Annotated in this window: 20 protein-coding genes and 1 tRNA gene; 10 read left to right on the top strand and 11 right to left on the bottom strand. The window is 66.8% G+C overall.

Features of this window, described 5'->3' with window-relative positions:
* Positions 1-69 precede the first annotated feature (69 nt).
* From D6T64_RS18105 to D6T64_RS18095, 3 genes are read right to left on the bottom strand one after another with little or no spacing between them, the layout of a single operon-like run.
* Complete coding sequence (locus D6T64_RS18105; protein WP_119976080.1) at positions 70-786, bottom strand: pyrimidine reductase family protein; 717 nt, start codon at positions 784-786, stop codon at positions 70-72.
* Complete coding sequence (folP, locus tag D6T64_RS18100; protein WP_119976079.1) at positions 786-1,694, bottom strand: dihydropteroate synthase; 909 nt, start codon at positions 1,692-1,694, stop codon at positions 786-788. The genes D6T64_RS18105 and folP overlap by 1 nt, the downstream gene beginning before the upstream one ends.
* A gap of 19 nt (positions 1,695-1,713) precedes the next feature.
* Positions 1,714-3,051, bottom strand: coding sequence for an NAD(P)/FAD-dependent oxidoreductase (locus D6T64_RS18095; RefSeq protein ID WP_119976078.1), 1,338 nt, complete (start codon positions 3,049-3,051; stop codon positions 1,714-1,716).
* 142 nt (positions 3,052-3,193) lie between these two features.
* Here D6T64_RS18095 and D6T64_RS18090 point away from each other — a divergent pair, with 142 nt between their 5' ends.
* The 6 genes from D6T64_RS18090 to D6T64_RS18065 all read left to right on the top strand — a co-directional run bounded on the left by D6T64_RS18090 (position 3,194) and on the right by D6T64_RS18065 (position 11,557).
* The gene (locus D6T64_RS18090) at positions 3,194-3,886 is read left to right on the top strand and encodes a response regulator transcription factor (protein ID WP_119976077.1); all 693 of its coding nucleotides are present in this window, start codon (positions 3,194-3,196) and stop codon (positions 3,884-3,886) included.
* Positions 3,887-3,918: 32 nt separating this feature from the next.
* On the top strand, positions 3,919-5,631 hold the full coding sequence (locus D6T64_RS18085) for a sensor histidine kinase (RefSeq protein ID WP_119976076.1): 1,713 nt from the start codon (positions 3,919-3,921) through the stop codon (positions 5,629-5,631).
* A gap of 163 nt (positions 5,632-5,794) precedes the next feature.
* Positions 5,795-6,085 carry a WXG100 family type VII secretion target gene (locus D6T64_RS18080; protein ID WP_119976075.1) on the top strand — a complete coding sequence of 97 codons (291 nt, stop codon included), beginning with the start codon at positions 5,795-5,797 and terminating at the stop codon, positions 6,083-6,085.
* Between the two features lie 169 nt (positions 6,086-6,254).
* A complete protein-coding gene (gene betT / locus D6T64_RS18075) occupies positions 6,255-8,402 on the top strand; it encodes a choline BCCT transporter BetT (RefSeq protein ID WP_119976074.1) in 2,148 nt (715 codons plus the stop codon).
* A complete protein-coding gene (locus D6T64_RS18070) occupies positions 8,399-9,913 on the top strand; it encodes an aldehyde dehydrogenase family protein (RefSeq protein ID WP_119976073.1) in 1,515 nt (504 codons plus the stop codon). The genes betT and D6T64_RS18070 overlap by 4 nt, the downstream gene beginning before the upstream one ends.
* A 39-nt stretch (positions 9,914-9,952) precedes the next feature.
* The gene (locus D6T64_RS18065) at positions 9,953-11,557 is read left to right on the top strand and encodes a GMC family oxidoreductase (protein ID WP_233551373.1); all 1,605 of its coding nucleotides are present in this window, start codon (positions 9,953-9,955) and stop codon (positions 11,555-11,557) included.
* Positions 11,558-11,893: 336 nt separating this feature from the next.
* Here D6T64_RS18065 and groL read toward each other — a convergent pair whose 3' ends face one another.
* The 5 genes from groL to D6T64_RS18040 form a co-directional block, all read right to left on the bottom strand.
* Complete coding sequence (gene groL / locus D6T64_RS18060; RefSeq protein WP_119976071.1) at positions 11,894-13,522, bottom strand: chaperonin GroEL; 1,629 nt, start codon at positions 13,520-13,522, stop codon at positions 11,894-11,896.
* Between the two features lie 129 nt (positions 13,523-13,651).
* Entirely contained in the window at positions 13,652-14,725 is a 1,074-nt protein-coding gene (locus D6T64_RS18055) for a DUF3048 domain-containing protein (RefSeq protein WP_147364610.1), read from the bottom strand.
* A gap of 107 nt (positions 14,726-14,832) precedes the next feature.
* Positions 14,833-15,036 (bottom strand): cold-shock protein, encoded by a 204-nt coding sequence (locus tag D6T64_RS18050; protein ID WP_035834941.1) that lies wholly within the window; start codon positions 15,034-15,036, stop codon positions 14,833-14,835.
* Between the two features lie 188 nt (positions 15,037-15,224).
* Complete coding sequence (locus D6T64_RS18045) at positions 15,225-15,782, bottom strand: LytR C-terminal domain-containing protein (RefSeq protein ID WP_119976069.1); 558 nt, start codon at positions 15,780-15,782, stop codon at positions 15,225-15,227.
* A 66-nt stretch (positions 15,783-15,848) separates the two neighbouring features.
* Positions 15,849-16,223: a DUF3263 domain-containing protein gene (locus tag D6T64_RS18040; RefSeq protein ID WP_119976068.1), complete on the bottom strand. Its 375-nt coding sequence runs from the start codon at positions 16,221-16,223 to the stop codon at positions 15,849-15,851.
* A gap of 192 nt (positions 16,224-16,415) precedes the next feature.
* Here D6T64_RS18040 and msrB point away from each other — a divergent pair, with 192 nt between their 5' ends.
* Both msrB and D6T64_RS18030 read left to right on the top strand, forming a co-directional pair.
* Entirely contained in the window at positions 16,416-16,817 is a 402-nt protein-coding gene (gene msrB / locus D6T64_RS18035; RefSeq protein WP_119976067.1) for a peptide-methionine (R)-S-oxide reductase MsrB, read from the top strand.
* Complete coding sequence (locus D6T64_RS18030; protein ID WP_233551371.1) at positions 16,814-17,365, top strand: nitroreductase family protein; 552 nt, start codon at positions 16,814-16,816, stop codon at positions 17,363-17,365. Before msrB ends, D6T64_RS18030 begins: the two co-directional genes overlap by 4 nt.
* A gap of 100 nt (positions 17,366-17,465) precedes the next feature.
* Here the strand turns inward: D6T64_RS18030 and D6T64_RS18025 are convergent.
* Both D6T64_RS18025 and D6T64_RS18020 read right to left on the bottom strand, forming a co-directional pair.
* Positions 17,466-17,541, bottom strand: a tRNA-Thr gene (locus D6T64_RS18025).
* Between the two features lie 27 nt (positions 17,542-17,568).
* A complete protein-coding gene (locus D6T64_RS18020; RefSeq protein ID WP_233551369.1) occupies positions 17,569-18,411 on the bottom strand; it encodes a DsbA family protein in 843 nt (280 codons plus the stop codon).
* A 344-nt stretch (positions 18,412-18,755) separates the two neighbouring features.
* Here D6T64_RS18020 and D6T64_RS18015 point away from each other — a divergent pair, with 344 nt between their 5' ends.
* Together D6T64_RS18015 and D6T64_RS18010 are read left to right on the top strand one after the other, a co-directional pair.
* Positions 18,756-19,853, top strand: a complete 1,098-nt coding sequence (locus D6T64_RS18015) for an ABC transporter ATP-binding protein (RefSeq protein ID WP_119976065.1) — start codon at positions 18,756-18,758, stop codon at positions 19,851-19,853.
* 114 nt (positions 19,854-19,967) lie between these two features.
* Positions 19,968-21,260 carry a DUF4032 domain-containing protein gene (locus D6T64_RS18010; RefSeq protein ID WP_119976064.1) on the top strand — a complete coding sequence of 431 codons (1,293 nt, stop codon included), beginning with the start codon at positions 19,968-19,970 and terminating at the stop codon, positions 21,258-21,260.
* Positions 21,261-21,462: 202 nt separating this feature from the next.
* Here the strand turns inward: D6T64_RS18010 and D6T64_RS18005 are convergent, their stop codons facing one another.
* Complete coding sequence (locus D6T64_RS18005) at positions 21,463-22,401, bottom strand: DUF368 domain-containing protein (RefSeq protein ID WP_119976063.1); 939 nt, start codon at positions 22,399-22,401, stop codon at positions 21,463-21,465.
* Positions 22,402-22,409 lie beyond the last annotated feature (8 nt).

Below are 22,409 nucleotides of genomic sequence, written 5' to 3'. Positions count from 1 at the left end.
TCCTGGCGCGAGCGGTAGCGGCAGCGGCAGCGGCCAGCGGCAGCGGCAGGGCCAGCGTCAGCGTCAGCGTCAGGCGCGGGCGTAGCGCAGCAGCAGGGTGTCGCCCTCGGGCAGCGCGTGCACGAGCGTCATGGCCCGCGCCGCGCTGCCGCCGTGCGCGATCCGCCCAGCCGCCCCGCCCTCGAGCACCGGGCTGAGGGTCAGGCAGAGCTCGTCGACGGCATCCGCTTCGATCAGCGCTCCGACGAGGCTGGGACCGCCCTCGCAGAGAATCTGCGTCAACCCGCGAGCGGCGAGCGCCGCCACCACGAGCCGCGGCTCGACCACCTCTGCGCCGCACACGAGCACGTCGGCGACCTCGGCGAGCGCCGCGCGTCGCTCGACCGGCGACCCGGCATGGGTCACCACGATCGGGCGCACCACGGCCTCCGCCAGTGACGGATGTCCCGGGTCCAGGTCGAGCCGCCCCGACACGATCGCGAGTGGCGGCTGGGGCGCGAAGCCCTGGGCGACGCGCCAGGCGGCATCCGCTTCGCTGAGCAGTGGGCCGCCGTAGCCCTCGGCGCGCACGGTGCCGGCGCCGACCAGGATCACGTCGGTCAGCGCCCGCAGGGTGTTGAAGACGGCGCGGTCCGCCGGCGTGCCGAGGCCGCCGCTGACCCCGTCGAGGGTGGCGGCGCCGTCGAGGCTCGCCACGAAGTTCAGCCGCACCCGCGGAGTCGTGCGGTCGGGCAGGGCGTAGCGCTCCAGCAGTTCGGCGCGGGTGAATCCCTCGGACAGCGCCATCAGATGTTGTGGCGCAGGTACGCCGGTTCTCGAAACCCGAGAATGGCTTCGGTCATGCGCACGGCATCGACCGCCGCGCGCACATTGTGCATGCGCACGATGCGGGCGCCGTTCAGAATGCATACGACGGCAGCAGCCAGCGAACCCTCGACACGCTCGGTGCGCGGCCGGTCCAGGCTCTCCCCGACGAAGTCCTTGTTTGAGACAGCGACCAGCAGCGGCCAGCCCAGCGCGCTGATCTCCCCGAGCCGACGGGTCAGCTCGAGCGAGTGCAGGGTGTTCTTGTTCAGGTCATGGCCGGGATCGATGATCAGACGTTCGGGCGGCACTCCGTGCTCGACCGCGCGGGCCACCCTCTCCTGCAGGAACGCAGCGACCTCCGTCACCACGTCGTCGTAGTGCGGTGACGGGTACGGGGTGCGAGGCACAGCGAGGCTGTGGGTGATCACGAGCGTCGCGTCGCTGTCGGCGACAATCTCGGCCATGCGCGGATCGTGCACGCCGGTGGTGTCGTTGATGACGTGGGCGCCGGCCGCGATGCTGGCCCGGGCGACCTCGGCGTGGAAGGTGTCGACGGAGATCACGACACCGGCACCGCGCAGGGCAGCGACGACCGGAACGACGCGCCCGATCTCCTCCTCGATCGTGATCGCCGGGCCGGGCGCGAATTTCGCGCCGCCGATGTCGACCCAGTCCGCGCCGTCGTCGATCGCCTGGCGGGCGGCCGCGACGGATGCCTCGAGCGCGAACGTCGCTCCCTGGTCGTAGAACGAATCTGGGGTGCGATTGATGACGGCCATCACCGCGACCTCGCGGGAGAAGTCGAACGTGCGACCGCCGATCAGGCGCGGCCGGGCCAGGGGCGGCGGCTCGACGCCGCCGCCGGCGCTCGTTACGGGCGGGGACATCGAAGTAATCAGCACCGTTCTAATCTGTCACGCGTTCGCTCGCGCCACGCCCGGCGAGCAGCTGTTCGAGGGGGACGGTCAGGTCTGTGAGCCGCACCGGGTCGACGACGACCCGGCTGCGAATCAGCTCCTGCACGGTCTCGTTCACGTCCCAGACGTTCACGTTCATGCCGGCCACGACCCGGTTCTCGAGCAGCCAGAAGGCAACAAACTCCCGGCCGTCCCGGTCTCCGCGAAAGACCACGGTCGCGTCGGCGGCGAGGCTCGGATAGCCCGCATATTCCATGCCGAGGTCAAACTGGTCGGTGTAAAAGTATGGAATCGCGTCGTAGGCGACGTGCTGGCCGAGCATCGAGCGGGCCGCTGCCGGGCCGGCGTTCTCGGCGTTCGCCCAGTGCTCGACGTGCAGCTGCGCGCCGAGCACCGGGTGGAAGACCGACGCGACGTCGCCGACCGCGTACACGTCGACATCCGTCGTGCGAAACCCGGCGTCGACGGTGATACCGCTGATCGGTCCGTGCGGGATCTCCCGGTGGACGGGTAGCCCGGCGGCACGGGCCAGCTGCACGTTCGGCGAGGCGCCGATGGCGACCACGACGATGTCAGCCGGCAGCAGGGTCTCGTCGCCGAGACGCACTCCGGTGACCCCGTGTTCGCCGCCGACGATGGCGTGCACGGTCGTGTTCATCAGCAGTTCCACACCGTGGTCGCGATGCAGCTCGGCGAAGACCGCCCCGGCCTCCTCGCCGATCGCGGCGCTGAGGGGCACGGCGCTGTGGCCGACCACCGTGACGGTGTTGCCGTAGCCGCGGGCGGTCGCGGCGACCTCGAGGCCGATCCAGCCGGAGCCGATGATCACGATCCGGCGACCGCCGGCCTGCAGCGCCGCCCGCAACAGCGTCGAACTGTCGGCGGTGCGCAGGTGGTGCACGCCGGTGAGGTGGGTGCTGGGTTCGTCGAAATGGCGCGGCGCGGCGCCGGTGGCGAACAGCAGCTTGTCGTAGTGCAGAACGCTGCCGTCGCCCAGCGTGACGGTCTTGTGCGGCAGCGAGAGAGCGGATGCCGGCATTCCCAGCACGATCTCGATACCCTGCGTCGCGTACCACGGCGCGGGGTGAACGTCGAGGGAATCGCGGTCGTCACTGCCCTGCAGGTACCCCTTGGACAGCGGAGGTCGGATGTACGGCACGGTTTTTTCGGCGGCCACGATGATGATGCGGCCGGGGAACCCCTCAGCGCGGAGCGTCTCGGCGGCGCGGGCCCCGGCGAGGCCACCACCGATGATGAGGAAGATCTGGTCCTGGCCCGGCTGCTGCGGGGCGGGGGCGGGCTCGTGAAGTGCGTGGTCCTCGGTCATGGAACAACTCCCGTCGTGGGCACAGCGTTCGTGGGCACAGCATTTTCAGGGCGCAGCGTGTGGGCACCCTCACACTACCCACGTTCGCCCGTATACCGCTGGCTCACAGCCAAGCTCCAGCTAACGCGCAGATACTGAGGTCATGACTGATGGCCCCCGCATTCTTATTGTTGACGACGAACCGAACATTCGCGACCTGCTCACGACCAGCCTCCGCTTCGCCGGATTCGCTGTTCGGGCCGTGGGAAACGGTGCCGCGGCGATTTCCGCCGTGCTCGAAGAAGAACCCGACCTCATCATTCTCGACGTCATGCTGCCGGACATGAACGGGTTCGGGGTGACCAAGCGCCTGCGCTCGGCCGGTTATACCGCCCCGATCCTGTTCCTGACGGCCAAGGACGACACCGAGGACAAGATCACCGGCCTCACCGTCGGCGGTGACGACTACGTGACCAAGCCGTTCAGCCTCGACGAGATCGTCGCCCGCATCAAGGCCATCCTGCGCCGCACGATGCACGCCGACGAAGATGCCGTCATCCGCGCCGGCGAACTGACCATGGACCAGGACACCCACGAGGTGCTCGTCGGAGCCGAAGCCATCGAACTCAGCCCGACCGAGTTCAAACTGCTGCGCTACCTGATGCTGAACCCGAACCGGGTGCTCTCCAAGGCCCAGATTCTGGACCACGTCTGGGAGTACGACTTCAACGGCGACGCCGGCATCGTCGAGTCCTACATCTCGTACCTGCGTCGCAAGGTGGACGTGCACTCGACGGAACCCCTGATCCAGACCAAGCGCGGCTTCGGTTACATGCTCAAGGCGGCCAAGGCGTAGTCACAGGCTTGCCTGCTTAGACTGGAATTCTCATGCACGAGAAACTAGCCGCCAAGTGGAGCAGCATCTCTCTCCGGTCGAAAATCACCGGCGTTACGGTGCTGCTGCTCACTGTCGGTCTGCTGGTGTCGGGAATCGGCACCATGGCGATGCTCAAGCAGTATGTGATCCAGCAGGTCGACCAGAGCCTGCAGACCGAAGCACAGACCGCCCTCAACGGGTTCACGGCGAGCGCCCTCTCCAGCGGCGCGCCGAACGAGGTGTCGTCGGAGTACTTCGTCGCTCTCTATGACGCCAACGGCAACCTCGTCGAGCGCACTTGGCGCAGCCGCCCCCACGACGAGCTGCCCGTCGTCTCGATGCCGCTCGACCTGCAGGCCGTGACCCAGCAGGACGGCCGCACGCTCGAGCTCTACAACGCCTCGCACGACACGACCTTCCTGGCCGTCGCCGTTCCCTTCGTGATCAGCCCGCAGGGAACCTACGGCACCATGCTGATGGCGGTGTCACTCAAACCCACCGAGAACACGATGGCGACCTACCTGACCATCTTTCTCGGGTTCGGCGCCGGCGTCGTGCTGCTCGGCGCTCTGCTGACCCGCCTTCTCGTGACGACCACGTTCGCGCCGCTGCGGGAGACGGAGCGCACCGCGGCATCCATCGCCGACGGCGATTTCAGCCAACGGCTCGGCGGCGCCACCCCCAACACCGAGGTCGGCCGCCTCAACCGCTCGCTCAACATCATGTTGAACCGCATCGACGGCGCCTTCAAGGACCGTGCCCGCACCATCGACCAAATGCGCCGCTTCGTCGGCGACGCCAGCCACGAGCTGCGCACTCCCCTGGTCTCGGTGCGCGGCTATGCCGAGCTCTACCGCATGGGCGCCCTACAGACCCCGGAAGAAGTGGCTCAGGCCATGGAACGCATCGAAAAAGAGGCGATCCGCATGGGTGGCCTCGTCGAAGACCTGCTCGAGCTCGCCCGCCTCGATGAGACCAAGCCGCTCGCCCTGCAACCGGTTGACCTGGTGCCGCTGGCCCGTGACGCGGCACTCGACGCGATGGCGTCCTCGCCCGGCCGCGTCGTGTCGGTCATCACACCGAGCCCGGTCCTGGGCGACGACGACTCCGAGCACGACGACTCCGAGACCGGCGAGGTCATGCCGGTGGGGGCAGCCGTCGGCGCCGGCGCGTTCTCCGGCCCGTCGACGTCGTCGCCGACCGGCCCGATCTCGTTTGCCGGCGCGACGCTCGCCCGGCTGCGCACCCGCCGGCCGCGCAAAACGGATGCCACCGCGCCCGATGCGACGCCGGCCGCCGCCCCCACGCCGGTGCCGACCGCGGCCATCGTGATGGCCGAAGAGAACAAGATCCGACAGGTCATCACCAACCTGATGGGCAACGCGATGCGCTTCACCTCGCCCGACAGCCCCATCGAACTCGAAGTGACGATGGACTGCGCCGCCCAGCGCGCCTCGATCGCCGTCATCGACCACGGCGAGGGCATTCCGCCGCAGATCCGCGAGAAGATCTTCCAGCGGTTCTGGCGTGCGGACTCGTCCCGCGCCCGCGAAACCGGCGGCAGCGGCCTCGGCCTCGCCATCGTCGCCGCGATCGTCGCGAGCCACAACGGCACCGTCGATGTCGTCGACACTCCGGGCGGCGGCGCCACCTTCCGGGTGTCGCTCCCCCTCGCGGGCACCCCGCAGGCGCCGCAGCCGCTCGCGCCGGTCCCCTCGCTCTAACTCCCGGCCCTCGCTCTCGCGCCCGGCCCGACAAACCCCTAACAGCCCGGACTGCCCCGTGGGGTCTGCACAATCCTGCCGTTCGGTGAGCGGATACCGCCGCCGGCTCCTACGCTCGAGTCACCGAGCCAGACCCCCGGAGACACCGACCGAAAGGTGCACCATGACGAGCTTTCAGGTAGACAGTGACGCCGTAATGACCGCGACCAGCAGCATCCGCTCGACGATTGGGCGGCTGCAGGGTGAGGTGAGTGGGTTGATGGGGCAGCTCAGCGGCCTCGACGGCTCGTGGACCGGTCAGGCTGCCACGGCATTCCACGGCGCCGTGGCTGACTGGCGGGTCACCCAGCAACGCATCGAGGAGAGCCTCGCCGCTCTCAATCAGGCCCTCGGCATGGCGGGCCAGCAGTACGCCGAGATCGAGCAGGCCAACCTGCGGCTCTTCGCGCGCTGACCCGGCGCACCCCCCGCCGGGCACGACGTCACGGGTGGATGCGGCGGCAGACGCCGCGTCCACCCCGGAATTCCGCGGGACCGGGGCTTGCTAGGCTGGTCAGTCGTACCCCCCGCCGCCACCGCGGCCAACTCTGGACGAGACGTCACACCAAAGCACCAAGGATGAGATGACTCTTTCTCCCCCGGCCGCCGAGTCGCCCTCAGCGACTCCGCCGCCCGAAAACCCGACCACCGGGCTGCCCGAAAACCGCACCCGCGTCAACAAAACCGTGTTCACGGGCTCTGCCGCCGGCATCATCGCGATCGCCCTCTGGGCGATCCTCGCCCCCGACAACGCGAGCGCCGTCATCGGCTCCGTCGTCGGCTGGGTGTCCGTCAACCTCGGCTGGTACTACTTCCTGATCGTCACGATCGTGCTGGTCTTCGTCAGTGGCGTGGCCCTGTCCCGCGTCGGCAAGACCCGGCTCGGCCCCGACCATTCCCGGCCCCAGTTCAGCCTGTTCACCTGGACGGCGATGCTCTTCGCCGCCGGCATCGGAATCGACCTGATGTTCTTCTCGGTCTCCGAACCGGTCACCCAATACCTCGCCCCGCCCACCGGCGAGGGCGAAACCCTCGAAGCCGCCCGCCAGGCCATGGTCTGGACCCTCTTCCACTACGGCATCACCGGCTGGGCACTCTACGCCCTGATGGGCCTGGCCCTCGGCTACTTCGCCTACCGGCAGAACCTGCCGCTGAGCATCCGCTCGGCCCTGTACCCGATCTTCGGCAAGCGCATCCACGGCCCGATCGGCGACATAGTCGACATCGCCGCCGTCATGGGCACCATCTTCGGCATCGCCACGAGCCTCGGCATCGGCGTCGCCCAGCTCAACTACGGCCTCACCTTCATGTTCGGTACCCCCGAAACCCTGTTCGTGCAGTGCTCCCTCATCGCCCTCAGCGTGATCATGGCCACGATCAGCGTCGTCTCGGGCGTCGAGAAGGGCATCCGTCGCCTCTCGGAACTGAACGTGCTGCTGTCGGTGGCGCTCATGTTGTTCATCCTGATCGCCGGCAACACGAGCTTTCTGCTCGACGCCATCGTGCTCAACATCGGCGACACGTTGAGCCGTTTCCCGGCGATGACGCTCGACACCTTCGCCTACGACCGGCCCGACGAGTGGCTCAACTGGTGGACGCTGTTCTTCTGGGCCTGGTGGATCGCCTGGGCGCCGTTCGTCGGCCTGTTCCTCGCACGCATCTCCCGCGGCCGCACCATTCGCGAGTTCGTCGCCGGCACCATGATCGTTCCGTTCGCCTTCATCCTGATCTGGATCGCGGTTTTCGGCAACAGCGCTCTCGCCATCGTGATCGGTGGTGACGCCGGCTTCGGAGAGGTCGCCATGAACTCGCCGGAGCGCGCGTTCTACTCCCTGCTCGATCAATTCCCCTTTGCTCCGGTCAGCGCCGCGGTCGCCACCTTCACCGGGCTGCTGTTCTACGTCACCTCCGCCGACTCCGGCGCGCTCGTGATGGCGAACTTCACCTCGCACCTGAAGGATGCCGACTCCGACGGCCCGAAGTGGCTGCGCATCTTCTGGGCGATCACGACGGGCGTGCTGACGCTGTCGATGCTGCTCGTCGGCGGTATCCCCACACTGCAAAACGCGACCATCATCATGGGCCTGCCGTTCTCGTTCGTGTTGCTGCTCATCATGCTCGGGCTGTACAAGGCCCTGCGGGTCGAACAGTCCTTGAGCGACAGTTACCGCGCGAGTCTGCCGGGCCTGCTCGTGGGCCGCACCGGCGACCCCGCCCGCGGCCGCAACTGGCGCCAGCGCCTGCAGCGCGCCATGAGCTACCCCGGTCCACGCCAGACCGAACGCTTCGTCTCGGGCGTTGCCCTGCCGGCCCTGCAGGAAGTGCACGATGAACTCCTGACCCAGGGCGCCGAGGTGACCCTCAGCCAGGGCCTCGTCGACGGCCTGCAGATCCCACACCTCGACCTGCAGGTCTCGATGGGTGACGAGCGCGGTTTCAAGTACCAGATCTACCCCGTGCAGCTCGACATCCCGACCTACGCGGTGCGGTCGTCGTCGGCGAGCGGCAAGTATTACCGCATGGAGGTTTTCTCCCTCGAGGGCAGCCACGGCTACGACCTCATGGGCTACACCAAGGAGCAGGTCATCACCGACGTGCTCGACCACTACGAAACCCACCTCGACTTTCTTCATCTCAACCGTGAAGACCCGGGCAACACCGCCCTCGCCGACGACCAGGTGGCCAAAGACAATTGGGAAGCCGATTTTGAATCGGACGAGGCAACAAAATGACCGACACGACAACCACTCCGACCGCCCGCACCGGCGCCGTCACGGCCACCCTGTTTATTGACGGGGCCTGGGTACCGTCCGCCGACAACGCGACCCGCACCATCCGCTGCCCCGCCAACGGTGAGTTCGTGGGCAGCGTATCCGAAGCGACGACAGCGGATGCCGAAGCCGCCATCAATGCGGCCCGCGTCGCCTTCGATGGCGGGGTCTGGGCGAACACGCCCGCCCCGGCCCGCGGCGACTTCCTGCTGCGCGTGGCCGCCGAGTTGCGCGTGCGCCGCGCCCAGTTCGCCCGCGCCGAGACCCTTGACACCGGCAAGCGCCTCGTCGAAAGCGAAATCGACATGGACGACATCGCGAACTGTTTCACTTACTTCGGCAAGCTCGCCGGGCAGGACGCCGGCCGCATCGTGGACGCCGGCGACGAGAATGTCGTCAGCCGTATCGTCTACGAACCCGTCGGCGTCTGCGGGCTCATCGCGCCGTGGAACTATCCACTGCTGCAGGCGGCCTGGAAGATCGCCCCGGCCCTCGCCGCGGGCAACAGCTTCATCCTGAAGCCGAGCGAGCTCACCCCGCACACCAGCATCCTGATGATGGAACTGCTCGACGACCTCGGGTTGCCACGCGGCGTCGCGAACCTCGTGCTCGGAGCCGGAGCGGTAGCCGGCGCCCCGCTGTCCAGCCACCCCGACGTCGACCTCGTCTCGTTCACCGGGGGCCTGGAAACCGGCAAGAAGATCGCCGCCGCAGCCGCCGGTACCGTGAAAAAGGTCGCCCTCGAACTCGGCGGCAAGAACCCCAACGTGATCTTCGCCGACGCCGATTTCGACGCCGCGGTCGACAACGCCCTCAACGGCGCTTTTGTGCACTCCGGCCAGGTCTGCTCGGCCGGCGCCCGTCTGGTCATCGAGGAATCCATCGCCGAACGCTTCGTGGACGAGCTCGTGCGCCGCGCCAACCAGATCCGCCTCGGCGGTCCGTTCGACCCTGATGCGGAGACCGGACCACTGATCAGCGCCGCCCACCGCGACAAGGTCACCGCCTACGTGGAAAAGGGCCTGGCCGAAGGCGCGCGTTTGCGCTCGGGCGGCACCTGGGGTGAGGGCGACCTCGCGCAGGGCTTCTATTACACGCCCACCATCCTCGACCAGGTCACCCGCGGTATGTCCGTCGTGATCGACGAAGCCTTCGGCCCGGTCGTGACCATCGAGACCTTCACCACCGAGGACGAAGCCGTCGCGATCGCCAACGACACCGTCTACGGCCTGGCCGGAGCCGTCTGGACGGAGAACGCCGGCCGCGCCCAGCGCATCGCCAAGCGCCTGCGCCACGGCACGGTCTGGATCAACGATTTCCACCCTTACCTGCCGCAGGCGGAATGGGGCGGCTACGGACAGTCCGGCGTCGGCCGCGAGCTCGGCCCGAGCGGCCTCTCCGAGTACCAGGAGGCCAAGCATATCTACCAGAACATCAACCCGTCGGTCACCGGCTGGTTCGCGGCACGCTGACCGCACCTGCAAGCGCACCTGCAAGGAGAACGGAACCACATGAGTAACGCACAGATGACCAACACCGAGCTCAACACCACCGAATTCGACTACATCGTTGTCGGCGGCGGCTCCGCCGGAGCGGCCGTCGCGGCCCGGCTCAGCGAAGACCCCACCGTCGAGGTCGCCCTCATCGAGGCCGGCCCCGACGACCGCGGCGTCGACGCGATCCTCAAGCTCGACCGCTGGATGGAGCTGCTCGAAAGTGGCTACGACTGGGACTACCCGATCGAACCGCAGGAACACGGCAACTCCTTCATGCGCCACGCCCGCGCCAAGGTGATGGGCGGATGCTCCAGCCATAACTCCTGCATCGCCTTCTGGGCACCCGCGGAAGACATGGACGACTGGGCCGGCAAGCACGGCGCCACCGGCTGGGAGGCAGCGAATACCTTCCCGCTGTTCCAGAAGCTGGAGACCAACGAGAACCAGGCGCCCCACCACGGCCAGGACGGCCCCGTGCACCTGATGGACGTGCCCGCCAACGACCCCTGCGGCATCGCCCTGCTCGACGCCTGCGAGCAGGCCGGCATTCCCCGGACCACCTTCAACTCCGGCACCACCGTGGTCAACGGCGCCAACTTCTTCCAGATCAACCGGCAGGCCGACGGCACCCGGGCATCCTCCTCGGTGTCTTACATTCACCCGATCATGGAACGCGACAATTTCACGTTGCTCACCGACATGCGTGCCCGCAAGCTGGTCTTCGACACCGACAAGCGTTGCATCGGCGTCGACGTCGTCGACGCCAGCTTCGGCAAGACCCACCGCCTCACCGCCACCGCCGAGGTCATCCTCTCCGCCGGCGCCATCGACAGCCCCAAGCTGCTGATGCTCTCCGGCGTCGGGCCGGCCGCGCAGCTCGAGCAGTACGGCATCGAGGTACTCGTGGACTCCCCCGGTGTCGGCGAGAACCTGCAGGACCACCCCGAAGGCGTCATCCAGTGGGAAGCCAAGCAGCCGATGACCGACACCTCCACCCAGTGGTGGGAAGCCGGCATCTTCACGACCACCGAAGACGGCCTCGACCGCCCCGACCTCATGTTCCACTACGGCTCGGTGCCCTTCGACATGCACACCATGCGCCAGGGTTACCCGACCACAGAGAACGGCTTCTGCCTCACTCCGAACGTCACCCACGCCCGCTCCCGCGGCACGGTGAAGCTGCGCTCAAGCGACTACCGCGACAAGCCCATGGTCGACCCGCAGTACTTCACCGATCCGCACGACATGCGGGTGATGATCGCCGGCATCCGCAAAGCCCGCGAAATCGTGGCGCAGCCCGCGATGGCCGAGTGGGCCGGCGTTGAACTCTACCCGGGCGATGGCGTGCAGACGGATGCCGAGATCACCGACTACATCGAGAAAACCCACAACACCGTCTACCACCCCGCCGGCACCGTGCGCATGGGCGCGATCGACGACCTTGGATCGCCGCTCGACCCCGAGCTGCGTGTCAAGGGCGTCACCGGCCTCCGCGTCGCCGACGCCTCCATCATGCCCGAACTCGTCACCGTCAACCCCAACATCACCACCATGATGATCGGCGAACGCTGCGCCCAGCTCGTCAAAGCCACCCGCACCGCCGCCCTCACCACCGCATAAACCGTCCCACCCTCGCGAGAGCGGGGAAACACGGGCATCCGTTTCCGCGAGAGCGGCGGCGGATGTCCCGGCCCACAACCACGAGCGCGCCCGATACGGGCAGCCGCTACGCCGGTTACCGTAGCCGCCACCGAGACCGGGCGCGCTTACCCGCTCCCACACACACTCGCTGCCGCGAAAGCGGGTGAATCGTCGGTCTCAGCGGGGCCAACCAACGATTCGTCCGCTCTCGCGGCCGGTTGGGGTCACGGGCCGGCACGGGCACACAAAAGTGGGCGTCTCCCGAAGGAGACGCCCACTTTTTTTCGTGCGGGTACTGCTGGTATTACTGGCGGACTAGAAGTCCATGCCACCCGAGGGGTCGCCGGCCGCGACCGGGTTCTTCTCGGGCTTGTCGGCAACGACGGCCTCGGTGGTGAGGAACAGTCCGGCGATCGACGATGCGTTCAGCAGCGCGGAGCGGGTGACCTTCACCGGGTCATTGATTCCGGCGGCGATCATGTCGACGTACTCGCCGGTCGCGGCGTTGAGGCCGAATCCGACGGGCAGGTTGCGCACCTTGTCGGCGACAACGCCCGGCTCCATGCCGGCGTTGAGCGCGATCTGCTTGAGCGGAGCGTCGATGGCAACGCGCACGATGTTCGCACCTGTTGCCTCGTCGCCGACGAGGCTCAGGATGGCTTCGCTCTCGAACGCGGTCTTGCCGGCCTGAATGAGAGCGACGCCACCACCGGCGACGATGCCCTCTTCGACGGCTGCCTTCGCGTTACGAACGGCGTCCTCGATGCGGTGCTTGCGCTCCTTGAGCTCAACCTCCGTTGCGGCGCCGGCCTTGATGACAGCAACGCCGCCAGCAAGCTTGGCGAGGCGCTCCTGGAGCTTCTCGCGGTCGTAGTCGCTGTCGGTGTTCTCGATCTCGGCACGGATCTGCGACACGCGACCGGCGATGGCTTCAACGTCGCCGGCGCCTTCCACGATCGTGGTCTCGTCCTTGGTGATGACGACCTTGCGGGCGTTACCAAGAAGGTCGAGGGTGACGTTCTCGAGCTTGAGGCCGACCTCTTCCGAGATGACCTGTCCACCGGTGAGGATGGCGATGTCCTGCAGCTGCGCCTTGCGACGGTCGCCGAATCCGGGGGCCTTGACGGCGACGGACTTGAAGATGCCACGGATCTTGTTCACCACGAGCGTGGCCAGGGCCTCGCCGTCGACGTCTTCCGCGATGATGAGGAGCTGCTTGCCGGTCTGGATGACCTTGTCCACGATGGGGAGCAGGTCCTTGATGTTGGAGACCTTGGAGTTGACGATCAGGATGTAGGGGTCTTCGAAGACCGCTTCCTGACGGTCGGGGTCGGTCACGAAGTACGCGGACAGGAAGCCCTTGTCGAAGCGCATGCCCTCGGTGAGCTCGAGCTCGGTGCCGAAGGTGTTCGACTCCTCGACGGTGACAACACCCTCCTTGCCGACCTTGTCGATCGCCTCAGCGATGATGGCGCCGATCTCGGCGTCTCCGGCGGAGATGGACGCGGTGGCCGCGATCTCTTCCTTGGTTTCGATCTCCTTGGCGCTGGCGATGAGCTCGGCGATGACAGCAGCCGTGGCCTTCTCGATACCGCGCTTGAGGCTGATCGGGTCGGCGCCGGCCGCGACGTTACGCAGGCCTTCGCGAACCAGGGCCTGGGCGAGAACGGTGGCGGTGGTGGTTCCGTCGCCGGCGACGTCGTCGGTCTTCTTGGCGACCTCCTTGACGAGCTCGGCACCGATCTTCTCGTAGGGGTCGTCGAGCTCGATCTCCTTGGCGATGGACACGCCGTCGTTGGTGATCGTGGGGGCGCCCCACTTCTTCTCCAGAACGACGTTACGGCCGCGCGGGCCGAGGGTGACCTTGACCGTGTCGGCGAGGATGTTCAGGCCGCGCTCAAGCCCACGACGGGCCTCTTCATTGAATGCAATGATTTTTGCCATATGTGTAACTCGTCCCTCCCGGACGTTCCAAACGATGATGGGGTTAGCACTCAAATCATGAGAGTGCTAACTCAATTCTGGCACTCTGGTGCTGAGAGTGCAAGTGAACGGGGAGGGACTCGGGGGTGTTCAGGGAACGAGTTCGAATGAACCGCGTCCGTTCGGAACGAGCTCGATCCAGGTGTTGCCCGGGGCAAGGCGAATCGTGACCCCCTTGTCGTCGATCAGACGAACCGAGTCGGCCTGCGAGGCTTTGCTCCAGGTCGCGTGAATCGCCTTGCCCCCCGTTGAAACCGAGGCATCCCCCGACCCGACCATGGTGGTCTTGGGCACCGCACCGAAGGTGTCGTCAATGTCCACGCGCATCACCACGACGTTGGTGGAGCGCAACTGGGTGCCGTTGCTGTCGAAATCGGCCGACCCTTCCTGGGAACGGAGGTAGCTCTGGGCCTCCGCGTTCCACGCCCAGCTGGGAAAGCGCGAATTGGAGAATCTGGCGTTGATAGCGCTGATCGGCGTGCCATCGATGACGGCGGATGACGCCGCAACGGTCGGCGCGTAGGCGAACTGTTGCGCGGGCGGTGCGAGGTCGGAGTGTTCCGATATGACCCGAGCCGACTGCAGGATCACGTTGTGCGGCGCCGACCTGTCGCTACTGCGGGAGAACAGGCCGGTCGTGTCATAGTCGAAGATCACGCTGAGGAGCGGGGTGGCCTGCATCATGTCGAGGAACTGCTGCTGGCCGCCGGAATAGGCTGCGATCCCGCCGAACGGGGTCATGATGTCAGGATCCATCGGCCGGATCGACCGCACCGGACCGAGCGTGTCCGGAATGTCGGACTGCCAGACGCCGAGGTACCGGGTCAGACCACCCTCGACCAGCTCTTCAAAGACGATGTCGGCGCGCTCCAGGCCGATCTGGGGCCGCGCCGCCTCGTGGTTGTCGATCTTCGCTGACAACGCCGGATTCATGAGGCTGTCCGCCGGCACGGTCACCCCGCGCAGGGCGGACAGCTTGGTGGCTGCCGGGGCCACGTAGGTGGATTCCCAGGTCGACGAGGAACTCGTCGGCGAACCGGTCGGCACCGGATCTGCGCCGGTGCATCCGCTCAGAAGCACCGCTGGCACCACCGCGGCCACGATCCACGCCGCAGTGCGACGACGCGGGCGGGCGGGGCGGCGAGAGGTCAGGAAATTCTTCACCCCCACACCCTAACGCCGCCCGCGGGTGCGGGCGGCGTTAGTCGGGGGCGTGCCCCAAACAGCGATGCATTACCGTCAGTGCCGCATCGGTGCGTAATTCTCTACTGTCAGGCCGGACGGACCGATTCGGCCTGGGGACCCTTGGCCCCCGCGCCGACCTCGAAGACAACCTGCTGGCCTTCTTCGAGAACCTTGTATCCACTCATGTCGATGGCGGAGTAGTGAACGAAAACGTCCTGTCCTCCTCCATCAACGGTGATGAAGCCGAAACCTTTTTCAGCGTTGAACCATTTCACGGTTCCGTTCGCCATCTGATGCTCCTATTGCTAAATATCTTCGGCAACCGCCCATTGGCTGTCCCGGGCCTGCCGCAGTGACTGCGATGCTTTCGATCAGAAACGGTACCGGGCAGGTATCGCGAACGACCGAAATGTACGACCAATTCCAGATGTTAGCGAAGCTGTTGCCAAAGAAAAGGGGCTTGACACCCCCAGTTTTGTTAGCCTTGCGCCACCAGGTAGTCGTTGCCGACGACCACGGTGATTGATGCGCCGGTTTCTGCGAAATCATCGGAGAGGATGACCTCGGAGGCGGGCAGCGACGCGGCGACTCCGCGAGCCGCACCCTCGAGGGCGGCGTCGGAATAGTACACGAAGGTGCTCTCCACGCCGTCGGCGTCGGATTCCTGCGTGGAACCCACGTCCCAGCCCGCGCCAGTGAGGATCTCCGTGACGGATGCCGCTAGCTCGGTGTCCGGGGTGCCGTTCAGCACGGTCACGCTGAGCGTCGGGTCGACCGTCGGTGCCGCGGTCGGCACGGCTTCCGCGGTCGGGGTCGTCGTGGCCGCATCCGTCGGCAGCCCGGGAATGGTGAAGCTCAACCGATTCGTCAGAGTGACCAGAACGACGATTCCGATTCCAATGAGCAGCAGAGTCGTCCCGAGCGCCCACCAGAACGGAACCCATCCACGGCCCTTCTTGGCCGGGGCACGGTGTGCGCCGACCCGTTTGCCGTGGGGAAGATCGTCGAATCGGTCGTGGGGATAGGTGCGCGCCATGGTGTGTGTGGTGTGGTCCTCGGTCGGTATCGGTTCAGGAATTCGGCGGGCCAGCGAATGGCACGGTCAGGAGACGGGAAGCGAACGACGCGCCCGCGCCTCGGCGCGGACTTCGCGCATCCGCTGCAGCCGCTTCACGAGCATTGGGTCGTGCGCGAGAGCCTGCGGCGAATCCAGCAGGGCGCCGAGAACCTGGTAATAACGGGCGGCGGAGAGACCGAATTCGGCTCGGATCCCCTGCTCCTTGGCGCCGGCGTGGCGCCACCACTGCCGTTCGAAGGCGAGAATCGACACGTCGCGCTCGGAGAGTTCGGCGGACGCGCGGGCCTCGGCCCGGCCGATCGTCGCCGACGCCGTGGCGACTGGTGCCTCTCGCACGGCAGACTCGGCGGCGTGCGGTTCGCGTGCGTTCGCCACCAGAATCCCCTGTTCGCTGATCATGAATACTCAATGCTGCCCCGTCATCCTATTTGTGCCCGGCTGGATGTTCGCCCCGCCGCACCGCAGGGCCGCGACCGGGCCTCAAGAATTGCGCTCCCATTCGTGGGGTACGGAATGTACGGGAGCCCGCGCGAGTTTAGGCTGGAGAGACGATTGAACCGGCCGTTGCGCGCCGGTAACGAAGGGACCCCCATGGACTACAAGATCGAAAAATCCGACAGCGAGTGGCGCGAAGAGCTCGGCGCCGAAAAATTCGCGGTGCTCCGCAATGCCGCGACGGAACGCGCCTGGACCGGCGAGCTGCTCGATGAGAGCCGCGCCGGGGTCTACACCTGCGGCGCGTGCAACGCCGAGCTCTTCAAGAGCGGCACGAAATTCGACTCCAACTGCGGCTGGCCGAGCTTTTACGAATCGGTTCGCCCCGAAGCCGTCGAGCTGATCGAAGACCGTTCGCTCGGCACCGTGCGCACCGAGGTGCGCTGCGCCAACTGCGGCTCGCACCTCGGCCACGTCTTCGACGACGGCTTCGGCACGCCGACCGGTGACCGGTACTGCATGAACTCGATTTCGCTCAACTTCAAGCCCGTCGAGTGACGGCAACGTTCGACGCGGTGCAGGGGCGCCGGTCGCACTCCAAGGTGACGACGGATGCCCCCACCCGCGCCGAACTGATGCCGCTGGTGGGCGCCGCGGCGCGGGTCGCCGACCACGGCGCCCTGCGGCCGTGGCGCGTGATCGAGTTGCGCGGCAACACCCGGGACCTCCTGGGCGCCGCGTTCGTCGAGGCGAGTGGCCTCGGCGGGCCGGATGCCGCCAAGCTCGCGGGAAAACCTCTGCGCGCGCCCCTGCTGCTCGCGATCGTCGCACGGCGCGTGCCGAGCGACAAGGTCGAAGTCTGGGAGCAGGACGCGGCCGCAGCGGGCGTCGGCCACCTGTTGAGCCTGTTGCTCACGGATGCCGGGTGGGGCGTCATGTGGCGCACCGGCAGTCACACCCGTTCCCGGCCGGTGCGCGAGCTGCACGGCCTCAGGAACAGCGAGGAGCTGCTCGGCTGGCTCTACGTGGGTGGCATTCCCCCGGGCTGCAAGCCCGGCGTGCGGCTGCCCATCGATCCGAACGACCACCTCAGCGCACTCGACTGAATACGCGCGACTGAACACACTCAGCTGAGCACACTCAGCTGAGAACCACGGCTCCGGCAACGCGAAAACCCCCTGCATCCCGATCGGGAGTAGGGGGTTTTGGGGCCGGCCACGGGACTTGAACCCGTAACCCCCACTTTACAAGAGTGGTGCGCTACCAATTGCGCCAGGCCGGCATGAGGCGTAAGCCTCAAGCATCCATCCTAACCGGCCGGAACGGCCTCCGGGGTCGGAGTCGGCGTCGAGGTGGAGTAGCTCTCGCCGACGGCCTGCAGCACGAACGCGCTGAATTCGTTCGGGTCGTCGAGGGCTCCCACGTACTGCTTGCCGTCTACGAGCACGGTCGGCGTGCCGGTGATCTTCTCGAGTTCGGAGTTGGCGATGGGGCCTTCGAGTGCCCGCTCGGTCGCTTCCTGCACCCAGGTTTTGTACGTGGTGTCGTCGATGCAGGTGTCGATGTCGCTTACGTTGGTCGAGACACCGGATGTCGCCACGACGTCTTTCAGCTCGTCGTCGCTGCGACCGGCCGTGTTCTCTTCGGGCTGGTCGACGAACAGGGCGGTGTTGAAGGCGAAGAAGTCGTTCGGGGCGTAGTTCGCCACGCAGGCGGCAGCATTCGCTGCCCGGAGGGAATACTGGCTGCCAGCCGATTTGCTGGTCAGGATCGCGATCGGGTGAATCTCCACGGTCGCGGCGCCCGATTCGACCCAGCCCTGGATCTGCTCGCCGTTGGTGACCTCGAAGAGCCCGCAGAACGGGCAGAGATAGTCGACATAGACCCGAATATTGGCCACGGTGCCGGTGGCATCGGGTTCGGAGGCCTGAGCATCGTCCTCGGGCTGCAGCGCCGCGGTCTCCACGGCGGTCATGCCCTCACCGATCAGGATGCCGTCGCTGGCCATGTTGGCCGGTCCGGGGCCGGCGGGCCGGATGGAGCCCATGATGACGACGGCGACGATGACGACGATCGCGATGGCGACGACGCCGATGCCGCCCTGCAGCAAGACCCGGTTGCGTCGGTCCTTCTTCTTCTGGTCAATACGCAACTGCTTTGCTTTTTCACGGGCTACTTCGCGTCGCTCGTTCTTGGAAGGACGACTGTCACTGAGTCCGCCAGGTGTCATGGAATGTTCGCTCCGAAATGTCTGTCACCGCCGTGTTTATGCTGGTGCTCTCCAGATACTAGATCGACAGACTGGGAATCGGCCAAACGGAGGCTGTGACCGCCCCCTCACTGGCCCTCCGACTGGGGGCGAACATCCACGATCCCGCGTCAGGCATCCGCTGTTGTGACATAATACGAGAGGCGCGGCTGACTCTGTTAGGCGCGCACACATCCTATTCACAACGGATCGTCCGGCACGTTCCTGCCGGTGAAGGAGAAATAATCATGGCTTCAGTGACCTTTGACAAGGCATCCAGGCTCTACCCGGGTTCCACCCGTCCGGCTGTTGACCAGCTCGACCTCGAGGTCGCCGATGGCGAATTCCTCGTTCTGGTCGGCCCGTCCGGCTGCGGAAAGTCCACCTCACTGCGCATGCTCGCGGGCCTCGAAGAGGTCAACGACGGCAACATTTTCATCGGCGCACGCAACGTGACGGATGTCCCGCCGAAAGACCGCGACATCGCCATGGTCTTTCAGAACTACGCCTTGTACCCGCACATGACCGTCGCCGAGAATATGGGCTTCGCGCTCAAGATCGCCGGCATCAACAAGGACGAACGCGCCGCCCGCGTGCTTGAAGCGGCCAAGCTGCTCGACCTCGAGCCCTACCTCAGCCGCAAGCCGAAGGCGCTCTCGGGTGGCCAACGTCAGCGCGTCGCCATGGGCCGCGCCATCGTGCGCCAGCCCCAGGTGTTCCTGATGGACGAGCCGCTGTCGAACCTCGACGCCAAGCTGCGCGTGCAGACCCGCACCCAGATCGCCAGCCTGCAGCGCCGCCTCGGCGTCACGACCGTCTACGTGACCCACGACCAGACCGAAGCCCTCACCATGGGTGACCGCATCGCCGTTCTGAAGGACGGCATCCTGCAGCAGGTCGGCTCCCCCCGCGACCTGTACGCGAAGCCGCAGAACGTCTTCGTCGCCGGCTTCATCGGCAGCCCGGCCATGAACCTGTTCCTCGCGGACACCGTCGAATCCGGCATCAAGTTCGGCACCGCCACGGTTCCCGTGCAGCGCGACACCCTCGCCAGCTCCACCGGCAAGAAGGTGACCGTGGGCATCCGCCCGGAAGACATCCAGATGTCGACCACGGCCGGTGAAGGCCTGCAGATCGAGGTCGACCTCGTCGAAGAGCTCGGCGCCGACGGCTATCTCTACGGCCACTCCACGATCGAGGGCAAGCGCACCGACATCGTCGCCCGCGTCGACGGCCGCTCGCACCCGAACGCCGGGGAGACCGTGTACCTCACGGCCACGCCGAACCACCTGCACGTGTTCGACGCCGAGAGCGGCCTGCGCCTCGGCGGCGCCGTCACCGACTAGGCCCGCACACGAACGGCCGGATGAAGCAGCGCTTCATCCGGCCGTTGGTGCACCCGCCTTGGCCTCGCGCCGGCACACCCCAAGCACATTGTGGCAAGCAGTTAGGCTCTCTTCATGAGCGGTTCCCTCAGCATCACCTCAGCACTGGCCGATTCGGCCCTTCTCGACCTGCCGTGGCACCTTCCGCTGGACGCCTGGCCGAACGAGTCGATCGCGTCGCTCCCGAAGGGTATCTCCCGCCACCTCGTGCGCTTCGCGCACCTGAGCGGCCACGTCGTGGCGATCAAGGAGACCACGGCCGAGATGGCCAAGCGCGAGTACGACATGCTCCGTCGGCTGCAGAACCTCGAGATCCCCTGCGTCGAGCCGGTCGCGTTCATCACCAATCGCAGCGACGAAGACCTCGACCCGCTCAACTCGGTGCTGGTCACCCGGCACCTGAAATTCTCCCTGCCGTATCGGGCTCTCTACTCCCACACCCTGCGGCCCGACACCGCCACCCGCCTCGTGGACGCCCTCGCGGTGCTTCTTGTGCGCGTGCACATGATCGGCTTCTTCTGGGGCGACGTGTCGCTGTCGAACACACTGTTTCGCCGCGACGCGGGTGCCTTCGCGGCCTACCTCGTCGACGCCGAGACCGGCCAGCTGTATAGCGGCGGCCTCAGTAACGGCCAACGCGAGAACGACCTCGAGATCGCCCGGGTCAACATTGCCGGGGAACTGATGGACCTCGAGGCCGGCGGCCGGGTCGCAGACGAGCTGGACCCCATCCGGGTGAGCAACGGCATAGTCGCCGCCTATCGGCTGCTTTGGAAGGAGCTCACGAGTTCTGAATCGTTCGCCAGTTCCGAACGCTGGCGCATCGCGGAACGCGTGGAGCGCCTCAATCACCTGGGCTTCGACATCGAGGAGCTTTCCATCAAAACGGATGACGCCGGCACCAAGGTGCGCATCCAGCCGAAGGTCGTCGACTCCGGTCACCACCAGCGCCGTCTGCTGCGCCTCACCGGCCTCGACGCCGAGGAAAACCAGGCCCGCCGGCTGCTCAACGACCTCGACTCCTATCGGGCCGCCTACGGGGAGCCCGACAGCGATGAGGAAATGGTCGCCCATGAGTGGCTCGTGCGCGTCTTCGAACCGGTCGTGCGCGCGATCCCCGTCGACCTGCGCGGAAAGCTGGAGCGTGCCGAAGTCTTCCACCAGCTGCTCGACCACCGATGGTTCATGGCGCAGAACCAGTCGCGCGACATCCCGCTCGCCGAGGCCGTGACCTCGTACGTGCAGGACGTGTTGCGTCACCGCCGCGACGAGGCCACCGTGATCGACCCGCCAACCGGCTCCATCACCATGCCGATCAGCGTCATCGGCGGCGCGACCCCCGACGAGGACTGGAAGCTCAAGGTCTAACCGGAGCTTCTCCCTCGTCGCGGCACTCGTTTGGCCACGCGGCACTCGTTCGGGCGACCGAGCACTGTCGCGGCACTCGTTCGGGCGACCGAGCACTGTCGCGGCACTCGTTGGCTCTCGCGGCACTCGTTCCAACGAGTGCCGGCCGACACGACGAGTGCCGCGAAGCAGTGACACGCCCGACGGGCCGCATCTGGGTGGGTCAGGTCGCGGGGCGTGCGGGCTCGAGCACGTCCTCGCCGTCGGCGACCCGGCGCCGCACGAGGGCCGACTCGACGACGATCAGCACGGCGACGATCACGATGCCGATCGCGAACATGCCCACGGCGAGGCCCACATTGTCACCGGCGGGCAGCAGCGCGCCGGTTTCGCCCTGCCACGGCCACAACGACCGCAGCGAGCCGACCATCAGCCCGGTCATGATCGCCAGCGTGATGCGGTGCTTGTGCTCGAGCAGCCACTCCAGCCCCGACACGAACAGGCTGAGGCCCAGCACGGCTCCGAGCGCGAATGCGCCGATATAGGCCAGGTCACGGTCGTTGACGGCCTCGAGGGTGGGCGCGTACAGCCCGACAGTGAGCAGCAGGAACGACCCCGACACCCCCGGCAGCACGAGGGCGCAGATCGCGACCGCCGCCGCGAGAACCACGACCAGAAGGTTCGGGTCGGCGGTTGGGGCCGAGGGAATGCTCGTGAGCCCGAAGGTCAGGATGGCGGCCGCAACGGCGGCGAGCACCTCCCGAGCGGTCCAGCGCCCGCCGACCATCCGAATCGGCACGATCAGCGACACGACGATGAGCCCGGCGAACAGCGCCCGGGTCTCTTCGGGATGCGCGTCGATCAGCGGCGCGAGCAGTCGCGCCGCGACGAGAACGGCCACGACCATGCCGACGGCGACGGGGACCAGCACGCGCAGTTGCACCTGCGCACAGTGCTGCTTCGCGGCGGCGAAACCTCGACCCCGGACGCCGTCGGTGACCCCGCGCACGACGCCCCGCACGAGGTGCCCGGCCGAGCCGATGAGCGTGCCGTAGACGCCGACGATGAGCGCGATCGTGCCGCCGCTCACCCCCGGGATGATCTCGGCGACGCCGATGAGGGCCCCCCGAATGACATCGATGAACAGTCGAAGGGCTCTCACGGGGTGGA

It is taken from the genome of Cryobacterium melibiosiphilum (genome assembly GCF_003602235.1).
Taxonomy (GTDB): Bacteria; Actinomycetota; Actinomycetes; order Actinomycetales; family Microbacteriaceae; genus Cryobacterium; species Cryobacterium melibiosiphilum.
The sequence above is the reverse complement of the archived record's forward strand: the minus strand, read 5'-3'. Positions and strand labels throughout refer to the sequence as shown.

Excerpts from the sequence above, each read along its gene's own strand:
- D6T64_RS18105 (WP_119976080.1), bottom strand. The coding sequence starts at position 786 with ATGGCGCTGTCCGAGGGATTCACCCGCGCCGAACTGCTGGAGCGCTAC.
- folP (WP_119976079.1), bottom strand. The coding sequence starts at position 1,694 with ATGTCCCCGCCCGTAACGAGCGCCGGCGGCGGCGTCGAGCCGCCGCCC.
- D6T64_RS18095 (WP_119976078.1), bottom strand. The coding sequence starts at position 3,051 with ATGACCGAGGACCACGCACTTCACGAGCCCGCCCCCGCCCCGCAGCAG.
- D6T64_RS18090 (WP_119976077.1), top strand. The coding sequence starts at position 3,194 with ATGACTGATGGCCCCCGCATTCTTATTGTTGACGACGAACCGAACATT.
- D6T64_RS18085 (WP_119976076.1), top strand. The coding sequence starts at position 3,919 with ATGCACGAGAAACTAGCCGCCAAGTGGAGCAGCATCTCTCTCCGGTCG.
- D6T64_RS18080 (WP_119976075.1), top strand. The coding sequence starts at position 5,795 with ATGACGAGCTTTCAGGTAGACAGTGACGCCGTAATGACCGCGACCAGC.
- betT (WP_119976074.1), top strand. The coding sequence starts at position 6,255 with ATGACTCTTTCTCCCCCGGCCGCCGAGTCGCCCTCAGCGACTCCGCCG.
- D6T64_RS18070 (WP_119976073.1), top strand. The coding sequence starts at position 8,399 with ATGACCGACACGACAACCACTCCGACCGCCCGCACCGGCGCCGTCACG.
- D6T64_RS18065 (WP_233551373.1), top strand. The coding sequence starts at position 9,953 with ATGAGTAACGCACAGATGACCAACACCGAGCTCAACACCACCGAATTC.
- groL (WP_119976071.1), bottom strand. The coding sequence starts at position 13,522 with ATGGCAAAAATCATTGCATTCAATGAAGAGGCCCGTCGTGGGCTTGAG.
- D6T64_RS18050 (WP_035834941.1), bottom strand. The coding sequence starts at position 15,036 with ATGGCGAACGGAACCGTGAAATGGTTCAACGCTGAAAAAGGTTTCGGC.
- D6T64_RS18045 (WP_119976069.1), bottom strand. The coding sequence starts at position 15,782 with ATGGCGCGCACCTATCCCCACGACCGATTCGACGATCTTCCCCACGGC.
- D6T64_RS18040 (WP_119976068.1), bottom strand. The coding sequence starts at position 16,223 with ATGATCAGCGAACAGGGGATTCTGGTGGCGAACGCACGCGAACCGCAC.
- msrB (WP_119976067.1), top strand. The coding sequence starts at position 16,416 with ATGGACTACAAGATCGAAAAATCCGACAGCGAGTGGCGCGAAGAGCTC.
- D6T64_RS18015 (WP_119976065.1), top strand. The coding sequence starts at position 18,756 with ATGGCTTCAGTGACCTTTGACAAGGCATCCAGGCTCTACCCGGGTTCC.
- D6T64_RS18010 (WP_119976064.1), top strand. The coding sequence starts at position 19,968 with ATGAGCGGTTCCCTCAGCATCACCTCAGCACTGGCCGATTCGGCCCTT.